Below are 16,854 nucleotides of genomic sequence, written 5' to 3'. Positions count from 1 at the left end.
TCTACGCACGCGGCCACAAGACACGATCACGGGCGTGCGTGCCCGCGTGTCCGCTAATATTCACGCACTCGAACTAGCCGAGCAGGGCGGGCTAACCGAGCGTGACCTCGAGCAGGTCGCGCTCTTTAGTGGGTGGGGCGGGCTGGCGGAAGTCTTCGACGAAACCAAAACACAGTGGAGCGCCGCACGCGCCCGCCTCCACGATCTTCTCGGGCAGGAGGGCTATAAGGCTGCGCGGCGAAGCGTCGTCAATGCCCACTACACGCACATTGAATATGTCACGGCTATTTGGGATGCACTCAAAGCTGCCGGCGTTCAAAGCGGTGCGGGACTCGAGCCGGGGTGTGGTATCGGGCATTTCATCGCCCACGCACCCAACAACCTCACCATGACCGGCATCGAGCTTGACAGCACGGCTGCACGCCTGGCCCAGCTCCTCGCTCCCAGCGACACCATCCGCCCTGAAGGCTTCGAAACTACCACGCTCCCGCCTGTTTTTGATGTGGCGGTAGGTAACGTGCCCTTCGCTGACGTCGCACTATTCGACCCGGCCCATAACCCGGGCCGGCACTCGATGCACAACCACTTCATCATCAAATCCCTGGATCTGCTCAAGCCTGGCGGGTATGCGGCGCTCATCACCTCCACCTACACCCTAGACGCAAAAAACCCGGCCGCACGCCGCGACATGTATGAGCGCGCAGACCTAGTGGCAGCTATCCGTCTGCCGTCTGGTGCTCACAGTGAGGCTGCCGGAACCAGCGTTGCTAGCGACCTGTTGATCTTCCGCAAACGCACCCCAGGCGATACCCCGCAAGAGTTCACGTGGGAACACACCCACCCCGTGCGCCTACCCCGTAAAGACGGAAGTACCGCGATATTTGCGCTCAATAACTATTTCCTTGACCACCCGGCCAATCTTCTTGGCGAGCTTGAAGCCGGGAGCGGGATGGGTGGGCGCGACGTGCTCACTGTACAACAAGGTAAGAAGACGCCCGCCGACGTCGCTAGTGATCTCAGTGCTGCTCTCACCCGCGTATTTACTGATCTGCCCGAGCGTCTTGCATATAGCCCGCAGGTTATTGAGATCGACGCCGAAACGCTCTCCGCCCCGCTCGAGGAGGGCATGGTTGCTGGTTCTTTGCGTCCCACTCCTCAAGGCATGGAACGCCTCGCCGCTAGCGGGGAGTGGGAGAGCGTGCGCCTAGCGAAGAAATACGTAACAGAGACCCACCGCTTATATGAGCTGTTCACGCTTGTCTCTAGGCTTGTTAGCGCCGAAGAAACCGCCCCGGCCGCCGACGTCGGACTCGAGGTACTACGCACCCAAACCCGCACCGCCTATGAAACCTATGTGGCAGAATATGGCGCACTGAATCGGAATACGAAAAGCATCCGAATAGATAAAAACGGCGAAGAAGTCTTGCGGGTGACCTACCCGCAAGCCGTCCGAGTCTTGAAGAAAGACCCCCGCCACGCGTTACTGTTTGCTCTCGAGAAATGGGATGACGAGACAGAGCGCGCCACCCCCGCCGATATTCTCTCCTCGCGCCAGCTTTATGCGCCCTATACGCCTAAAGGCGCACAAACGACCCGCGAAGCGCTTGCGATGAGCCTGGAGCAAACCGGCGGTATCGACCTGCCCTACATGCACTACCTCCTAGGCTTCCGAGAAGAAGTTATTGGCGGTCAGCTCATCGAGGAGGGCCTAGCATTCCTCGACCCCGAAACCGGCGCTCTTACCCGCGCCCCCGAATATCTCTCGGGCAACGTACGTGAAAAACTTGCCGCGGCGCGCTCTGCTACTCAAACCGACCCCCAATACGCGCCAAATGTTGAGGCGTTGGAGAAAGTCATGCCTGAGCCTATTGACTTCACCGACATCACCCCGAGTATTGGAGCGAGCTGGATCCCGATCCGCGACTATCAGCAATTCCTGCGCGAACTGCTTGATGACGGCCGCCCGAGCCTCACGCTCACGAAGGACGGCGCATACTCCGTGAACTTGAGTGGTGCCCAGTCCCGCTCTTATGAGCAAGAAACACGGTGGGGTACAACAAGCATGCGGGCCTCTGACATCTTCACCAAGCTTTTGAACGCGAACACTATTGAGGTCACATATACCGATCCCGATAACAAAAACCGGAAACTAGTGGATATGGCGGCCACGGCCGCGGCCGTGGCGAAAGGCAAAGAAATCGAAGACCACTTCAAAGAATGGGTCTTCGCTGACGCCACCCGCACCGAGCGCCTCGTCCAAATCTACAACGAGCGCTTCAACTCGCTAGTGGGCCGCGATTACACCGACATCGGTAGTGGCCTCACCCTACCCGGTCTGTCTTCCTCAATCCAGCTTTATGACCACCAAAAAACCGCTATCGCCCGCATGCTCTATGAACCCACGTGCGGGCTATTCCACGAGGTCGGAGCCGGGAAAACCCTGGCAATGGTCTGCGCGGTCATGGAACAACACCGACTCGGACTCGTCACCAAACCCCTCGTCGTCGTCCCGAACCATTTGGTGGGCCAATTCAGGAGCGAATGGCTAGCCGCCTACCCGGCCGCACGCCTGCTCACGCTCGAGAGTGAAGACATCTCCAAGGCCAATAAGGCTGAGTTTTTCGCCCGCGCAAGGATGGGTAATTGGGATGCGATCATCTGCTCCCACTATGCCTTCGGCCAGCTCCCCCTGGGTAAAGAAACCATCAAAGTCTACGAGCAGACCAAGCTCGACGAGACCCGTGCCCGTATTGCTTTCGAAGCCGCTCAATCCGGCGATGTCTCTATCTCGAAGCTGGAGAGCAAAATGCTTGAGAGCGAAGCGTCAATTAAGCGCGAGATCAACGACGCGGCCAGCCAGCACGATGATTCTCTGCTCTCGTTTGAGTCTCTCGGCGTCGACTATCTCGTCGTCGACGAAGCCCACGCCTACAAAAACCTGCCCGTCAAAGGCGCGGAGAAATTCGCGGGCCTGCTTGGCGGCACGTCTTCGCGTGCCCTCGACCTCGACATGAAAATCAGCTACCTACGCTCCCAGGGAAGAGAGCGTATTTGTACGCTCGCAACCGCCACCCCGGTAGCGAACTCGATGGGCGAGATGTGGGTGATGATGCACTACCTACGCCCCGACATCTTGGCCGGTGCTGGCGTCGGGGACTTCACTGCCTGGGCGCGCCAGTTCGCCTCCGCCTCCACTGCGGTGGAAATGAACGCGGGCGGGGGCTATGTCGTCAAACAACGCTTCACAACCTTCAGTAACTTGCCGGAGCTGCTCTCGATGTGGCAGACGTTTGCCGACGTCAAGCTCACTAGCGAACTCGGCCTCAATCTTCCCGAGATTAAAACCCGTAGTGATGGGGAGCGGCGCGCCGAGACCCTGGAGATTGATTTGGGCGGCCCGATGGAAGAATTTCGGGAGCGCTTGGAGGAACGCGAAACCGCGATCAAAGCCGGCATGGTCAGCCCAACAGAAGACAACTATTTGTGCCTCACGAATGATGGGATCACGTTTGCGACCGACTACCGCCTGTTCACCGACAAGAACATCTCAGCGCTCAACGGCGTCGACACCGAGACTATTACCCACCAGAAAGTCGATGTGGTGGCCGACAACGTCTACCGGGTCTGGAACGAAACCAAAGACAACCAGTATCTGGATGAGACCGGGGAAGTCTCGCCCACGCGCGGGGCCTTGCAGATTGTTTTCTGCGATAAAGGCACCCCAAAAACAGACGGCAGCTTCGACATGTACCACGAACTCAAGCGGCTCTTGGTCGAGAAAGGCGTGCCAGAGAGCGCGATAGCGTTTGTTCACGAAGCGAAAAACACGCTTGAGCGCGACGCGCTCTACAAGCGCGCCCGCTCCGGCTCCATCCAAATACTGATTGGTTCGACTGAGAAACTCGGAACAGGCGCGAACATTCAAACGCGGGCGGTGGCGATTCATCATGTTGATGTGCCCTGGCGCCCAGCTGATCATATTCAGAGGAATGGGCGGGTCTTCCGCCAGAAAAACCAAAACCATGAGGTCGCCGAATACCGCTACTGCACCCTCAAATCATTGGATACCATGAAGTGGCAAACCCTGGAGCGGAAAGCCGCGTTTATTGGCCAGGTCATGACCGGGAAATACTCCGGGCGCTCCATTGAAGATGTCGCCGAGCGCCAGATGTCGTATGCGGAAACGAAAGCTATCGCCTCCGGAGACCAAATGCTCATGCGGTCGGTTGATTTGAAAAACCAGATCCAAGGCTTGAAGAATGAGCGGGCTGCTTGGCGCACAAAAAACGCCAACATCAGCTCAAACTTAAGGCTCTTAGGAACCACGGGTATGTTCCTGGATCGCTACGGTGAAGCACTCACTCGCATCCAAGAAACCCTCGCAAACCCGGCCACCCCGGTTATCAAGTTTGACGAACAGATCGTTACGGAGCGGAAAGCCGCCGCGGCGCGCCTCAATGATGCTCTGAGCGCGCTGCCAAGCTATATTTTCCGCACGGCCAGCTCGCGCGGGGGCGGGGCTATCTCGTGGAATCCGGTCTATAGCCTGCCTAAAATCGAGATCAACGGCGTAAAAATAGCGTTCGGTATCACGACATCATATTTAGGTAACGGGCACGGCCTTGTCGCCGTGCCGGCAGCGTTTGCTCAGCAGCTTGAATACTATCGGCGCTATTTTCCCGATAAAAGCGGCCTAGATATCTCGGTGGAGGTGCAGTTCAAAGGAACCACCATCCCGCGCCTGGACTACCACTATTTCGTTCGGCTGGAGAACATGATCGGCAAACTCGATGGTTTGCCTGAGAAGATGAAAGAATACCAAGCCAATATCGAACACGAAAAAATGCGCTACGGGAGCGAAACGGAGGAGCGCTGGTCAGGTGAGTCTAAACTTGCCACGCTGGAGGCAGAACTCAAAGAAATCACGGCCAGCCTGCGCGATGGTAAACGCAGCCAGCAGCAAACAATAAACCTATAAAAAGCAAGCCAAACGAGGCCCGTACCGCGCACATCGCGCGGTACGGGCCTTACCTTATAACTTCCGTTAGTCTTGCTGGAAGTGTTCACTCGAGCCGGTATTTTCACCCGCGCATCTATCGGCACGGTCGCACTGCCCTGCGGTATCCTCGCCGCTAATAGAGTCATTTTCCGTTTCAGTTTCACCGCCCGTGCCGGCGTTTTCCGTGCCCGCATTGCGGTATTTTTTGAGCAAAAGGCGGCGCTCATTATTATCAAGCGCGAACGCTTGCACGATCTGTTTGACCGGCAAACCTGACTCAACTAGTGCGCCGCGTAAGTCCACGAGCGTTGCTCGCAGCTCGCGCAATTCACCCAGCCTTTTCTCGAAATCCGAGACCGCACCGATGCGCTTTTCAAGCTTTGCGTAATCCGGAGCGATCAGCGGGCTGTCTTTCAAGGCCGCTATTTTCTTCCTCACCACAACCACCACTTCAATACCTGTCGGTGTGGCGTAAGTTCCCGAAACAAAATATTACCACCCACCACTCTTCCATTCCACGCGCCCCGCGCGCCCACCACCAACGCCACCACGTTTACCGCCGGAGTGCGTGTCATTTTTGATCTAAAAAATGAACCCACCCACCACCAAAAACGCTACCCAGCTATGTGCGCTGCCGGCGCTGCTCTGTACCATTTTCCCACCCACTCCGCACCACAAAATAATGCTATAATGGCACGGCGGGTGCGCCACAATCATCTGACCGTCCAGGCTGCGTGTGGACATGAAATGTCCACACGCTATGCCACGCAAGACGTGGCGCCAAGCTTCGCTTGGCTAGCGGAATACACGCCGGCGGCGTGTATCTTTTCCGCTGGCCAGGCCGGCTACCCCGTGAAAAACTTTTCACGGGGCGAGGAACGAAAGTCGCCCCTACGGGCCGTGACTTTAGCCCTAGCCGACCGGCTTAGCAAGCTTAGCATTTGAGGATACAAATGCGCTTGCCCGCCGCCGCGGGGTGATATAGTATGGGGACACCCAAACCCGTTAAGGAGGAAAGCGTGGAAGGCGCGCCATCCTCCGGGAGGAAGCGCCGTATAGAGAAGCATCTCTATTTCGACGCTGAAGAATGGATGCGGGTGGAGGCGCGGATGCGCTCCCTGGGCCACACTAACTTTTCTGCGTTCACGCGCACACTACTGCTCGGCCGGCCCATACCAACCAGGCCAGACCGAGGCCCGCAGGCGGAAGCACTCCTGAGAGAGCTGAACAGGCTAGGCGTGAACCTCAACCAAATCGCACGCAACGTGAACTCTGCTCATGTGGCGTCTTTTGAGCAGGTTGAGGCAGCCAGAAAACTCATGGAACAAAGCAGGACTCTCATCGAAAGATTCACCTCTGGAGGCGGCCGTGGCGGTAACGAAACTGACCCAGATCAAGACGACGCTCGGTAAGGCAGTGGACTATGTATGCCAGGCATACAAGACCAACGGGCATCTTCTTGTTTCTTCGAATGCGGGCCTGTCGTGGGTGCCTGAAGATATCACGAAAGGCTTCATGGCCACCCACGCCGAGGCATCGTTCCATAAGAGTGTTGGCCGGCCTGGGAGCGTTCTCGCCCACCACCTCATTCAATCTTTCAAGCCCGGAGAAGCAGATGCCAACGAGGCACACGATATCGGAATGGAATTGATTCACGAGCTGTTAGGAGACGCCCATGATTACGTAGTGGCAACGCATGTGGATAAAGACCACATCCACAACCACATTCTTTTCAACCCCGTCAACCGCGACACGTGGAAGCGCTGGCGTTGCCCGAAGACCCGTGTCTATGACATCCGCGAGCTATCCGACAAACTCTGCCGGCAGCACGGTCTGTCAGTCATCAAGAACAGGCGCGGACACGGACGCGATAACAACATCGGTGACCTTTATGCCCAAGCGCGTGGCGACTCGCGTAAAGACGATCTGCGGCGCCTCATCGACGCCGCCATTAGCGAGACCGCTACCTGGGAGGGATTCCAAACCGAACTCGTCGCCCGCGGTATCAAAATGGAAACCAAAGGCCAACACATCCTCTTCACGCTCCCTGGCACGAAGCGATCTATCAGAGGTGCAAAGCTCGGTGCACCCTACACCCCAGCCGCGCTACGCGCGCGCCTCGGGCGCACCCAGGTCTTCGAATACGTCGCCCAAAAACACCTTATCGAGATGCGTGAGGACGGCACCATCGAAGTACTCCTACCCGGAACGCGTGGCAGTCTCGCCCTCGTGCTCCCAGCCTCGGCTATCTCTGATAGTGGGGGCGCCTACCGGCTCTATATTGACGCGGGTGCCGAGCTGACCATCATCAACACGAAAGACTTTTCGTTCCACACCCAGATCACCCCACGGCAGCTCTATACGTTCTTTACTCTCCCCGTGAACGCACCCCCAGCTTTGATTACGGGGAAGATACCGCGCGGGAAAACACCGGCCCAGCGCGCCTACTTCGCCGCCATCGACAACCAGTGCGAAAAGCTACGAGCACGGGCAGACGTCGTGAACCTCACCGCCCGCGCCGTACATATGGGCACAAGCGAACTCACCGCATACCGCGATGAGCTTCGCCTTGAGCGCGATAACCTCGTCGAGAAAAACGCGAGCCTCGTTATCGAACGCCAAGCCACGCTTGATGAAGGAAAGTCGAGTGAGGTTATTGATCGGAAGATCGACCGCACCACCACCCGCATCACCACGCTTGAGACCGCACTCAAAAGAATCGACCAACGCACCCAAACCAGGATCCAAGGAAAGGACATCACCAAATGAGTATTATGGGAGGCGAACAAATCGCCAATACAGTTACGGCAACACTCCTGCAAGCTGGCCTAAAAATCACCGGCTACTTCCTCACGAATTCCGTCCAGGCCGTTCGGCTCACCGCCCAAGGCGGCCTCAAACACCTCGCCAAAATGAAAGGCGTCGCGCCCAGTCAGCGTGACCATGGCCGCATGACCATCAAAACGCTCCAGCGCAAAGGTGGGGATCTCCACTCGGCCGAGATCACCCCGGAAAACCTTGCCGCTCTCAAAAAATACTTGCGGCGCACCGGCATCGACTTCGCGCTCGAGCGTGCCGGAGAAGGCTACTTCGTCCACTTCCAAGGAAGCGACGTGGCGCTCATGCAACACGCCTTGGCCCGCATCGAAGCCGACCTCACCCCCACGCGGCAACAGGCTAGCCAGAGCAAGCCGGGCACCGAAAAAGATACGCCGGAAAAAGACACACCTGAGAAGACGGCATCCAAGAAAGACGAGAAAGCACCAGAAGCAGACGCGCCCGCGCAAACCGGCGACGTCACCCAACCCGCCGATACCACCCCGAACGCCGACGCCGCCGCTCTGTCTGCCTCGGAAAGCCAGACACCCCAGGCACCGGCGACGTCGGAGACACTGCCGACGTCAGACGCGACGCCCACCGCTACGGTGCCGACGTCAGAGGCCGCGCCGGGAAAGAAACCGGTCACGAAAGAAAAAATCCAGACCCGCAGCGATGTGGCGCGTGCTATTGAGAAGAAAGCCCGAGCCAAAAAAGCCGCACTCAACGGGCGTCCGCCTGTGCCTGCCCAGGTGGTCTCGAAAAAGATGGGCCGGTAGAATCCCGTGGATATTTTCTGTGCCGGCACTATCGCCAACACCCCACAATGGAACCTCGAACACACCTCCTTGCGGTTCATTATCGAAACGCAGGCTGCTATCAAAACCACAGTGATAGCTAGTGGCCGCCTCGCCCGCTACCTCGGCGAAGAACTCGCATTACAGCGCGGCACTCAAGTACTTGCCTACGGAGCAATCGAGCAAGGCGAAGACGGCGGCATATTCCTCGCCCCCTATTCACTAGCCCCCGACTATTTCCCGGACTGGAGCACGCCATGACCCGCGGGACGTTCACGCTCATCACGGGCGAGCCAGCAGAGCGCGCCCTCGCCCAGCTCCTACGCGGTCACGCTCCCTTGACCGCGCTCACGCTAGCCGAGGCCCCCACTCATCCCGATGTCGCCCGCCTATTGCCCGCCAATGTGGAAGCGCTTGTTTACCGCGAGCCTGGCTTGTGTTTGATCGACACGGCCATCGACCCCCACGCTATCTTCGACACCCTCACCCGCCTACGCACACCAACGACCGATGTCGGTGACGCCGATGGTGTGGGTGTCTCTGACGTCACGACGTCAGAGACACCGCCACTCGCATCTACCGCTTCCACTCCCGACCTTGCCGACACCCAGGAAATCCCGCGGGTTTCTTTCACTTATGAGGGCCGGGCTGATATTGCGGCTGTGATCGAGACCCGCGCGAAAAAGAAAGCACACCAATGACCTACATCCTCACTATCCTCGGCCTCCTCCTCGCCTTCTGGTCGGGCAACAAGGTCTGTTTCCAGGTACGCAGCGACATCGAAGCCGAACTGCCACTCACGGATATTCTCGACCGCTTCTACCTCGATCTCCTTGAGCGGCCTTTCCACGTCTCTTTTCATGAGATCGACGCCGCCGTCGGATTGTGTCTTGCGGCCGCAATTGGCCTGAGTGCCCTCTACCAAAAAACGATGAAAGGCACCCGCCGCGACGGCGCCGAGCACGGCTCCGCGCGCTTCGCCACCCAGGCCGCGATCCGCCCCTACCGCGACAAAACCTATACGAACAACCTGCTTTTTACTCGCACCGAGCGCTTGTCCCTAGACGGTCGGAAAACCCAACGCAATCTCAACGCCCTCGTTGTTGGTGGATCCGGGTCAGGTAAATCCCGCTATTACGTTTTACCCAACCTCGCGCAATTCAATACGTCGTTCGCGGTCACTGACCCCAAAGGCGAACTCTATGCCCAAACACGCTCCCACCTCGAAGCCGCTGGATACAAGGTGCGATGCTTCAACCTCGTCGACTTCAACCTCTCCGCCAACTTCAACCCGCTCTCCTACTTCAAAGATGCCCGCGGTGAAATCGATATCAGTATCCTCGTCGAAAACTTCATCTCGAATACCACCGGGCGCAAACCCGCCACCTCGAGTGACTTCTGGGAAAAAGCAGAACGCGCACTCCTCACCGCCCTGGTTGCCTATATCTACTACACGAAAGGCAACACCGGCACGCTCATCGATATCGTCGACCTGCTCGCGCAAATGCAAGCATTCGAAAAAGAAGACGAGAGCAAGTCCGACGTCGATCTGCTCTTCGAAGCAACCAGCGAGCTAATCCAGGAAGCAGAAATAGCCCGCCAAGACCCCACCCAAGACATCTTCTCCCCCGAAGCTTTAGCCGCGATCGACGGGCTACGCTTCGCCGCCTCCCAATACAATACCTATTTGCAAGGCGCGGGAGAAACCAAAAAATCAGTGATTATCTCCCTCGGAGTGAGGTGTGCACCCCTCCACATGGCACCCATGCGGACACTTCTTTCTACCGATACCCTCCACCTCGAACGCATCGGCTTGGAGAAGACGGCGCTGTTTTTGATCATCCCTGACACCCACGCCGCCTTCAACTTCCTCGCATCCATTTTCTTCGAGCAACTCTTCGAAACGAATATTTATATCGCCGACCACGAAGCTTCACGACGGCTTCCTGTTCAACTCCAGGTGTTTATGGACGAGTTCGCGAATATTGGCAGGATTCCGTCTTTTGAGCGGAAGATTGCGGTCATGCGCTCCCGTGCCATCTCCGTATCCGTGATCGTCCAGAACATGGCGCAGGGCAAAGCGCTCTATAAGGAAGACTGGGACACCATCGTCGGCAACTGCGACTCAATCCTCTTCCTCGGCGGACAAGAACGCTCCACCACCGAATACTTCTCGAAGATGCTCGGCAAGCAAACGATCACCACCACAGATGTTTCTGAGAGCCGGGGCAGGAACGGAAACTGGACACGCGGCCACAAACGCCTCGGGCGTGAACTCATGACACCCGACGAGATTGCCCACATGAGGGCCGACTACTGCTTGTATTTTCTGCGTGGCCTTGACCCTTTCTACTCGAAAAAACTCGAAGCACCAAATGTGTAACCGCAACCAGTCGGGTTTAATCGCTCTCTTCTAAAGGGTCTCCCGACACAAAGAATCCTGGTTTCACGAACCGGAAATCTTTAGTGTCTATAGCTCACTATCCGTCGACATTATCCTTCTCCGAGGAATGCTTTAGCCATGCGCGAGGAACCGAACAGCAAGGTGAGGAAGAATACCGGGCCAGCAATCAACCCCGCCAAATTCGCCGTCAAGGTGGAGAGCATGTTATCCCCCGTCAAACTATTCACGTCCACCATCTCCACTTGGAAATACGAGTAAATCGTGATGCACAAGATGATAACCACGCCATGCAAGACCGCACCGGCGTAACGCCGCAAATATCCCACGCCGATGCTTTTCGTCTCCGGGTGCGAGAGGAAAACAAGCGGAAGAGTTGCGGCCGCACTCAAAATATAAATTTCCGCGAAACGCAACAACACGATGATTTTCACGCCGATAGAGGCAACAATGGAAAGCAGCCACGGCAAGAACAACACCAACATAAGACCCGCCTTATCGGCCATCCCGAGGTCGTCTACCGCTGTTTTCACCGACGCCGGAAGATCACCCCCGGCAACCGTGTCCGGGCTTTGCGCTACTACTCCGGCGGTGATTTTCTCACCCGCCTCATTAATCGAGGACAAAATGAGATCGACATTTGCTATTGCGATCAATATCAACGCGGCTTTCAGCAACGCGAGAGCGATCTGCTGGGTGCCGCTCTTGCTGTCTCCCTCATAACGGGTAGAAAGCCTAGCTAGCTCGAGCACGAGAATAATCGCGAGAATAGTCGCCGCCACAGGCTTTACCGCAACAGAATTGAGGCTCGTGCAAAACTCAAAAGCGCTCTGGTTGTAGGAGGCGATGTCTGTTTTCAGGTCATCGACCCCGCCCGCAAAGCTACCGCCGAAAATCGCGGTGAGCATCGCCAAAATAATCCCAGCCACAACTAGCCCTCCCTGTTAGTTTTCGCTCATGCGGATCACAACCGGAGGCTCTTCCCCGCACCACGAATCCGGGCCGACCGTTGTCCCCATTTTTTCGTTCCACGCGGCAACATTCCGGCCATCCCCTAGCGAGATCGCTACGTGCCCGGGCCAATAGAGAATGTCTCCTGGCTTGGCTTGGCTATAAGGCACGCGCCGCCCATACGACAACACACCCGTCGTGTCGAAGTAGTTGATGGTCACCCCGTGCTGGCGATATACCCAGGCAACGAACCCAATACAGTCCCAACCGCTCGGGGATTGTCCCCCGTGCACGTAGGGCACGCCTTGATAGGCGAGGGCCGTATCCAGAACTGCGCTCGACCCGCCGGGCACGCGAACTATTTCACCGGTCGCTGCCCGCCTACCCAGGTCTGGGTTGCGACGCACAACGATACGCCCGTCATCCAGGAACTTCTGAAGATCGGTGTGGGTGAAGCGCTCGAGGTAGTAGGCGGCGTTACCGTAATTCTCCGTGAGGAGGGTGCCGTCGGTGTTTGCGGCCGCATACCCGACGTGTCCGGCCGGGTGGTCATGCCCAGCCACCCCAGACTTGAACGAAACGACGTCACCGGTTTTGACGTCTTTTGCGTTACTGATAACAGGCCAGCCCGGCAAATTAGCGGTATCTCCCCACTGGGAGCCATTACCACCAGCAGGGGTTAGGTCACCGTGGGTGTAGACCCATTTACCAGGCCCGCCACCCATGTCCCGGTTCACCCGCCAATACACGAAGTCGGTGCAATTCCCGAAATAATAAAGCGTTTCCGGATTCACCGTGTTGAACACCGGCGTCGCGTTTCCTTTACTATCCCTGACTTTGTCGCGCCAGGGGTAGTCGTCTTGGATCGGGAAAGCAACCTCTGGAAGCTCATCATCGACAACGAGGTTAACGATCCAGTTGGGGATGAACGAGATAATCGCGATGATCATGATGGAGGCCACCAGCCCGGCTATCAAGACCGGGGAGGCAGCGATCATGGATACTGTGCTCGCAATGGCGGCTGCGATTTTCACGGACACCACCCGCCCAGCATTCAATGCCCGGGAGGCGAGCCTAGGCCGGTACCCACCCCGGTGAGCGGTAGCCCTGCCCGCTTTCCTGCCAGCCCGCTGGGCCTGCCGACTGCCCGGGGTCGCCCGGCGCAGTCCGGGCACGACGCTCGACCCCGAACGCGCAAGCGATGCCGGGCGTACCGGCGACGTCGCCGGTGTCGTCGCGGCGCGGCGAGCCGCAAGATGAGAGACACGCGAGGTGCGCGGGCCGTGCCCGCGCAGTACCGTAATATGCCGCTTGGCAGTGTTCCAGGTTTTACGGCCCGCTTTCCGGCCTGCGATGGAGAAGGCCGTACCGACTTGCTCATCGACCTCCCCACCCTCAAAGCTGCGTAGCTCACGCACATCCCCCACAAGCCGCCCAGCCTTACCCACCAAGTGAGAGTCTCGGCGAGCGTGGATATTCGCGGCTTTTTTACTGGAGGTATCGCGGATATTCATCGACGCAAGCACGCTCACAGCCCGCTCTTCTCTGTCACGCCCACAATCCCAGCCGGGTCATTTGTGAGTGCTTGTTTGTCGTTCGACCCCCAACACCACGCCCGCCCGGCATCATTTCTCGCGCAGGTGGCGAACCGCGAAGCAACGAGTGACGTCACCCGTGCATCACCAGGGAGGGTGACCTGGCGGGCCAAGCTCGCTTTATCACCTTGGGCACCGCCCCCGAGTTGTCCGTTGTAGTCCGTACCCCAACACCACACCCCGGTGTTCGTGAGGGCGCAGGCGTGAGCATCCCCCACCGCAACATCTTTCACCTCGAGGGCTTCGAGTCCCGAGACCGGCGCCGGTGCTTGAGTATCTGAGGGTTGAGAGCCTGCTTGGCTCCACCGGTTATCACCCCAACACACCGCGCCTTGGCCGCTGCTCGCGCAGGTGGTGTCCCCACCCGCCGCCAAAACTTTCACGTCCGCATCGAAGGTGTGGGAGGCGTTCTGGCCATGGTCGCCCGCACCGATACACGAAACATCTTTGCCGCGGGCTATGCACATGTGTGCCTTGCCGGTGGCATCCAGGACGCCCACCGCAGGCGTGGGGGTGGCTTCCGGCGTCGCAGGCACTGCCGACGTCGCCGGTGTTGGTGGCTCTGACTGCGCGGCGACGTCGCCGGTTGGGTTTTTCATAACCCAGAGAGCTGCCACCATAAGCGCGAGGCATACGAGGGCGGCCCCGATAGTGAGGTTGCGAGCCAAATTCCCACGGCCGGGTAGGCCGTTCCCGCTACGTGAACGCCGCCGCCGACCACCGGCTCCTCGAGGCGGGCTGGCCTCACCACCCGCGACCGGGGCTACCGGCGACGCCGGTAGCCCCATCTCAGGTGCCACCGGAGCCATTGGTTGTGGTGGCGCTGGTACCTCACCAGCACGCACCAATCCCACCACCCGCGCAAAACCCGCCCAGGCAGCAAGCTCGGGATAAACATTCGGATGCGAGGCGATATCTTCCAGGACGCCTGGCACGCCACCTTGAGTCGTGGCAATAATATAAAGCGCATCCGCCCCAACAGTTTGATCAATCATTATCAGGCCGCCTTGTCTTCGAATTTCGTGGAAAACAACTCATAGAGCCGGCTACTGGCTGGCATCGTGTTATCGAAAGGCACCAACACCCCACCCAAGCGAAGCAAGCCGCGCCCTGGGGCTTGGTTCGTGAAAAACGCCGCCTGCTCACCCGACAACTTCAAAAGATCAGCCAGGGCTGCGCCGTCGGTTGCTTGCTGGTTGAGTAAAAACAGGCCGTCGGAGTTGGAGAGCATGAGCCGCGCGGCCTTATTCGCCAGCAGTTCCTCGATGTTCTGGGTGATACCCGTCATCGAGGCACCCCACTTCCGCACCCGCTTATACATCGCCTCAAAATAAGAGGCAGCATGAGGATTCGAAAAAAGCGTATGGAACTCGTCCACGTACACCCAGGTACGTATGCCGGCCGCGCGGTTAGTTTTGATCCGCCCCCAAATCTCCTCCAAGACAACCATCATCCCGAACGTCTGCACGTCACGAGAAAGATCGGCGGTGTCGAACACCGTCACCCTGTTCGTGCGATCAATCGAGGTGGCGCGGGCAAACCCAGAAGCACTCCCGCTGGCATAAAGCTCAAGGCCGCGGGCAAGCTCCCTACCCTCACCATCTTCTTCCTTCGAGAGCGCGTCATATAAATCTGTGAGAGTCGGCGGCGGAGCGCCGTCAGTATTCAAATAGTCACGGTAGAGCCGGGCCACGCACCGGTCGATAATCGACCGCTCCGAAGCCGAAAGCCCCGCTTCTCCGCCCAGCAGCACCTCGAGGAGGGAAAGCACGACCCCGCACTTCTCCTGAATACTCTCCCCGCCCGCGCCCTTGTCTACCTCGAGCGGATTGATCGAGTCCGGTGAGCTAGACGATACAATCACCCGGTTCGCACCCATCACCGAAGCGAGTGGCACGTATTCGCGGTCAGGGTCAATAATAAGCAGCTCATCGGTAGGACGGCGCAGGAAAGTTTGTAGCATCGAGAACTTCGCGAACTGGGACTTACCCGACCCGGTGGTACCGAGAACGAAGCCGTTGGCGTTCATGCCCCGCCGCCGATCCGCAACGATCAAGTTTTTCGAGCGCGCATTAACCCCGTAAAAATCACCGTCGTCTTCCATCAGCTCGGCCGTCGTGAACGGCACCATGACCGCTAGCGCGCCGGTCGTGAGGGTACGAAACACCGGCAATCGACACACTCCCAGTGGCAAGGTCGCCCCGAGGCCGTCGAGCTGCATATACCGCAATGTCTCCAGGTTGCATGAGTGCTTCGCGGCGAGGGTTTTCACGCGCTCAACCCGCCCCGCAAGCTCCCCCTCCGTATCTGCCCCGACAGCGATCACTATCGTGGTGCGGAACAATTTTTCGTTAGAGCGTTCAAGCTGGGTGCGTAGCTCGGTTGCTTCCTCAAACGATGCCTGCAACTCATGCGGCATAAGATCAGCACTCAAACCCTGCTTCAAGAGTCGGCGTTGCTCGTTACCCCGCTGAATATCCATCCCCGCAATCTGAGCCTTAACAAGGTCAAGGCCCTTCTTTTGCGAGAGCGGGTCAATATGAATCGACACCGCCATATCCAGGGGCAAATCAGCCAGTTCGGCGAGCAACTGGTCGGAAATAAAGGCCGGGAAATCCCGCAACACGAGGCTCTGCCAAAGCCGCCCGCCCGCGTCCACATGATCACGCCCCACATCCAGCGAGAGAGGTGCCGCCACGTCTTTCGTTGTGAGGTTACTGGCCAGGAGCTGAGCGTAATCAAACCTCGGTGCATCCGGCCGCAGGAAATACGTCATCAAGGCCAGGCGTTCGCCTCCGTTTAGTTGGCGGGCCTGACAACCCTCAATCTCCCGAAGAGCAGCACTAGCGGTCGTGACCATGCGCGAAAGCGTGGTCTTAGCCTCCTCCACACCCTCCGCCTCGATAGTGAGGGTCACGTATTTACGGCTAACGCAATTATTACGCCCGGTGGCCAGGCGGGAGGAGATCAAGCTGTTGTATTCACTACGCCAATCGTCTACCCCGTCCCCACGCATAGCCAGGGCCACCCCACGCGCCAGCACTTCCTTATCCAAGACCTGGTTTACCAGCTGGATCTGCACGTGCGTCCCGGAAAGGTGTGAGTTAAGGAAGCGTGCGTATTTCTCAATCACGCCCTCCTGTACCTCGCTTGGCGCGAGAGAATAATTCACATCCGAGAGTTCAAGCGTCACCGAATAAGTGTTGCCGCCAAGCCAGGCCAGCCCGCTCTGGGTGAGCGCCTCGAAAGGAATTTTTGCTTGCACACTCCCCGGAGCAGCCGACATACCGCTAG

General features: G+C 58.2%; 12 protein-coding genes. 7 read left to right on the top strand and 5 right to left on the bottom strand.

All coding sequences use genetic code 11. From position 1 onward, the window contains the following. The first annotated feature begins 46 nt into the window (after positions 1-46). Positions 47-4,978 carry a helicase-like domain-containing protein gene (locus ACRQDJ_RS05460; RefSeq protein ID WP_435717868.1) on the top strand — a complete coding sequence of 1,644 codons (4,932 nt, stop codon included), beginning with the start codon at positions 47-49 and terminating at the stop codon, positions 4,976-4,978. A 66-nt stretch (positions 4,979-5,044) separates the two neighbouring features. Here the strand turns inward: ACRQDJ_RS05460 and ACRQDJ_RS05455 are convergent, their stop codons facing one another. Then, on the bottom strand, positions 5,045-5,437 hold the full coding sequence (locus ACRQDJ_RS05455) for a hypothetical protein (protein WP_143231849.1): 393 nt from the start codon (positions 5,435-5,437) through the stop codon (positions 5,045-5,047). Positions 5,438-5,985: 548 nt separating this feature from the next. Between ACRQDJ_RS05455 and ACRQDJ_RS05450 the strand changes: the two genes are divergently transcribed. Genes ACRQDJ_RS05450 through ACRQDJ_RS05425 form a run of 6 tightly spaced genes read left to right on the top strand, consistent with a single transcriptional unit; the run spans position 5,986 to position 10,996 of the window. After that, positions 5,986-6,411 (top strand): plasmid mobilization protein, encoded by a 426-nt coding sequence (locus ACRQDJ_RS05450; RefSeq protein WP_435717867.1) that lies wholly within the window; start codon positions 5,986-5,988, stop codon positions 6,409-6,411. Beyond that, entirely contained in the window at positions 6,368-7,768 is a 1,401-nt protein-coding gene (locus ACRQDJ_RS05445) for a relaxase/mobilization nuclease domain-containing protein (RefSeq protein ID WP_274734337.1), read from the top strand. Before ACRQDJ_RS05450 ends, ACRQDJ_RS05445 begins: the two co-directional genes overlap by 44 nt. Further along, the gene (locus ACRQDJ_RS05440) at positions 7,765-8,595 is read left to right on the top strand and encodes a PcfB family protein (RefSeq protein ID WP_274734336.1); all 831 of its coding nucleotides are present in this window, start codon (positions 7,765-7,767) and stop codon (positions 8,593-8,595) included. The genes ACRQDJ_RS05445 and ACRQDJ_RS05440 overlap by 4 nt, the downstream gene beginning before the upstream one ends. A 6-nt stretch (positions 8,596-8,601) precedes the next feature. Continuing rightward, complete coding sequence (locus tag ACRQDJ_RS05435; RefSeq protein ID WP_101657624.1) at positions 8,602-8,874, top strand: hypothetical protein; 273 nt, start codon at positions 8,602-8,604, stop codon at positions 8,872-8,874. Continuing rightward, positions 8,871-9,314: a hypothetical protein gene (locus tag ACRQDJ_RS05430; RefSeq protein WP_101657623.1), complete on the top strand. Its 444-nt coding sequence runs from the start codon at positions 8,871-8,873 to the stop codon at positions 9,312-9,314. Before ACRQDJ_RS05435 ends, ACRQDJ_RS05430 begins: the two co-directional genes overlap by 4 nt. Beyond that, complete coding sequence (locus ACRQDJ_RS05425) at positions 9,311-10,996, top strand: VirD4-like conjugal transfer protein, CD1115 family (protein WP_274734334.1); 1,686 nt, start codon at positions 9,311-9,313, stop codon at positions 10,994-10,996. Before ACRQDJ_RS05430 ends, ACRQDJ_RS05425 begins: the two co-directional genes overlap by 4 nt. 110 nt (positions 10,997-11,106) lie before the next feature. Here the strand turns inward: ACRQDJ_RS05425 and ACRQDJ_RS05420 are convergent, their stop codons facing one another. The 4 genes from ACRQDJ_RS05420 to ACRQDJ_RS05405 are packed head-to-tail and all read right to left on the bottom strand — an operon-like array spanning position 11,107 to position 16,846. Continuing rightward, positions 11,107-11,922 carry a VirB6/TrbL-like conjugal transfer protein, CD1112 family gene (locus tag ACRQDJ_RS05420; RefSeq protein WP_435717866.1) on the bottom strand — a complete coding sequence of 272 codons (816 nt, stop codon included), beginning with the start codon at positions 11,920-11,922 and terminating at the stop codon, positions 11,107-11,109. Positions 11,923-11,958: 36 nt separating this feature from the next. Then, positions 11,959-13,497: a CHAP domain-containing protein gene (locus ACRQDJ_RS05415; protein ID WP_284902306.1), complete on the bottom strand. Its 1,539-nt coding sequence runs from the start codon at positions 13,495-13,497 to the stop codon at positions 11,959-11,961. Beyond that, positions 13,494-14,555 (bottom strand): RCC1 domain-containing protein, encoded by a 1,062-nt coding sequence (locus tag ACRQDJ_RS05410; RefSeq protein WP_284902304.1) that lies wholly within the window; start codon positions 14,553-14,555, stop codon positions 13,494-13,496. Before ACRQDJ_RS05410 ends, ACRQDJ_RS05415 begins: the two co-directional genes overlap by 4 nt. A 2-nt stretch (positions 14,556-14,557) precedes the next feature. Beyond that, complete coding sequence (locus ACRQDJ_RS05405; RefSeq protein WP_284902302.1) at positions 14,558-16,846, bottom strand: VirB4-like conjugal transfer ATPase, CD1110 family; 2,289 nt, start codon at positions 16,844-16,846, stop codon at positions 14,558-14,560. Positions 16,847-16,854: the final 8 nt, after the last annotated feature.

Origin of the sequence: Actinotignum urematis, assembly GCF_051264595.1 — a bacterium.
GTDB classification, from domain to species: Bacteria; Actinomycetota; Actinomycetes; order Actinomycetales; family Actinomycetaceae; genus Actinotignum; species Actinotignum timonense_A.
This window is presented reverse-complemented; position numbering and strand designations above follow the sequence as displayed.

What these genes read in the sequence shown, in the direction of transcription:
- ACRQDJ_RS05450 (WP_435717867.1), top strand. Translation starts at nt 5,986, where the DNA reads ATGGGGACACCCAAACCCGTTAAGGAGGAAAGCGTGGAAGGCGCGCCA.
- ACRQDJ_RS05405 (WP_284902302.1), bottom strand. Translation starts at nt 16,846, where the DNA reads ATGTCGGCTGCTCCGGGGAGTGTGCAAGCAAAAATTCCTTTCGAGGCG.
- ACRQDJ_RS05430 (WP_101657623.1), top strand. Translation starts at nt 8,871, where the DNA reads ATGACCCGCGGGACGTTCACGCTCATCACGGGCGAGCCAGCAGAGCGC.
- ACRQDJ_RS05425 (WP_274734334.1), top strand. Translation starts at nt 9,311, where the DNA reads ATGACCTACATCCTCACTATCCTCGGCCTCCTCCTCGCCTTCTGGTCG.
- ACRQDJ_RS05440 (WP_274734336.1), top strand. Translation starts at nt 7,765, where the DNA reads ATGAGTATTATGGGAGGCGAACAAATCGCCAATACAGTTACGGCAACA.
- ACRQDJ_RS05410 (WP_284902304.1), bottom strand. Translation starts at nt 14,555, where the DNA reads ATGATTGATCAAACTGTTGGGGCGGATGCGCTTTATATTATTGCCACG.
- ACRQDJ_RS05420 (WP_435717866.1), bottom strand. Translation starts at nt 11,922, where the DNA reads ATGCTCACCGCGATTTTCGGCGGTAGCTTTGCGGGCGGGGTCGATGAC.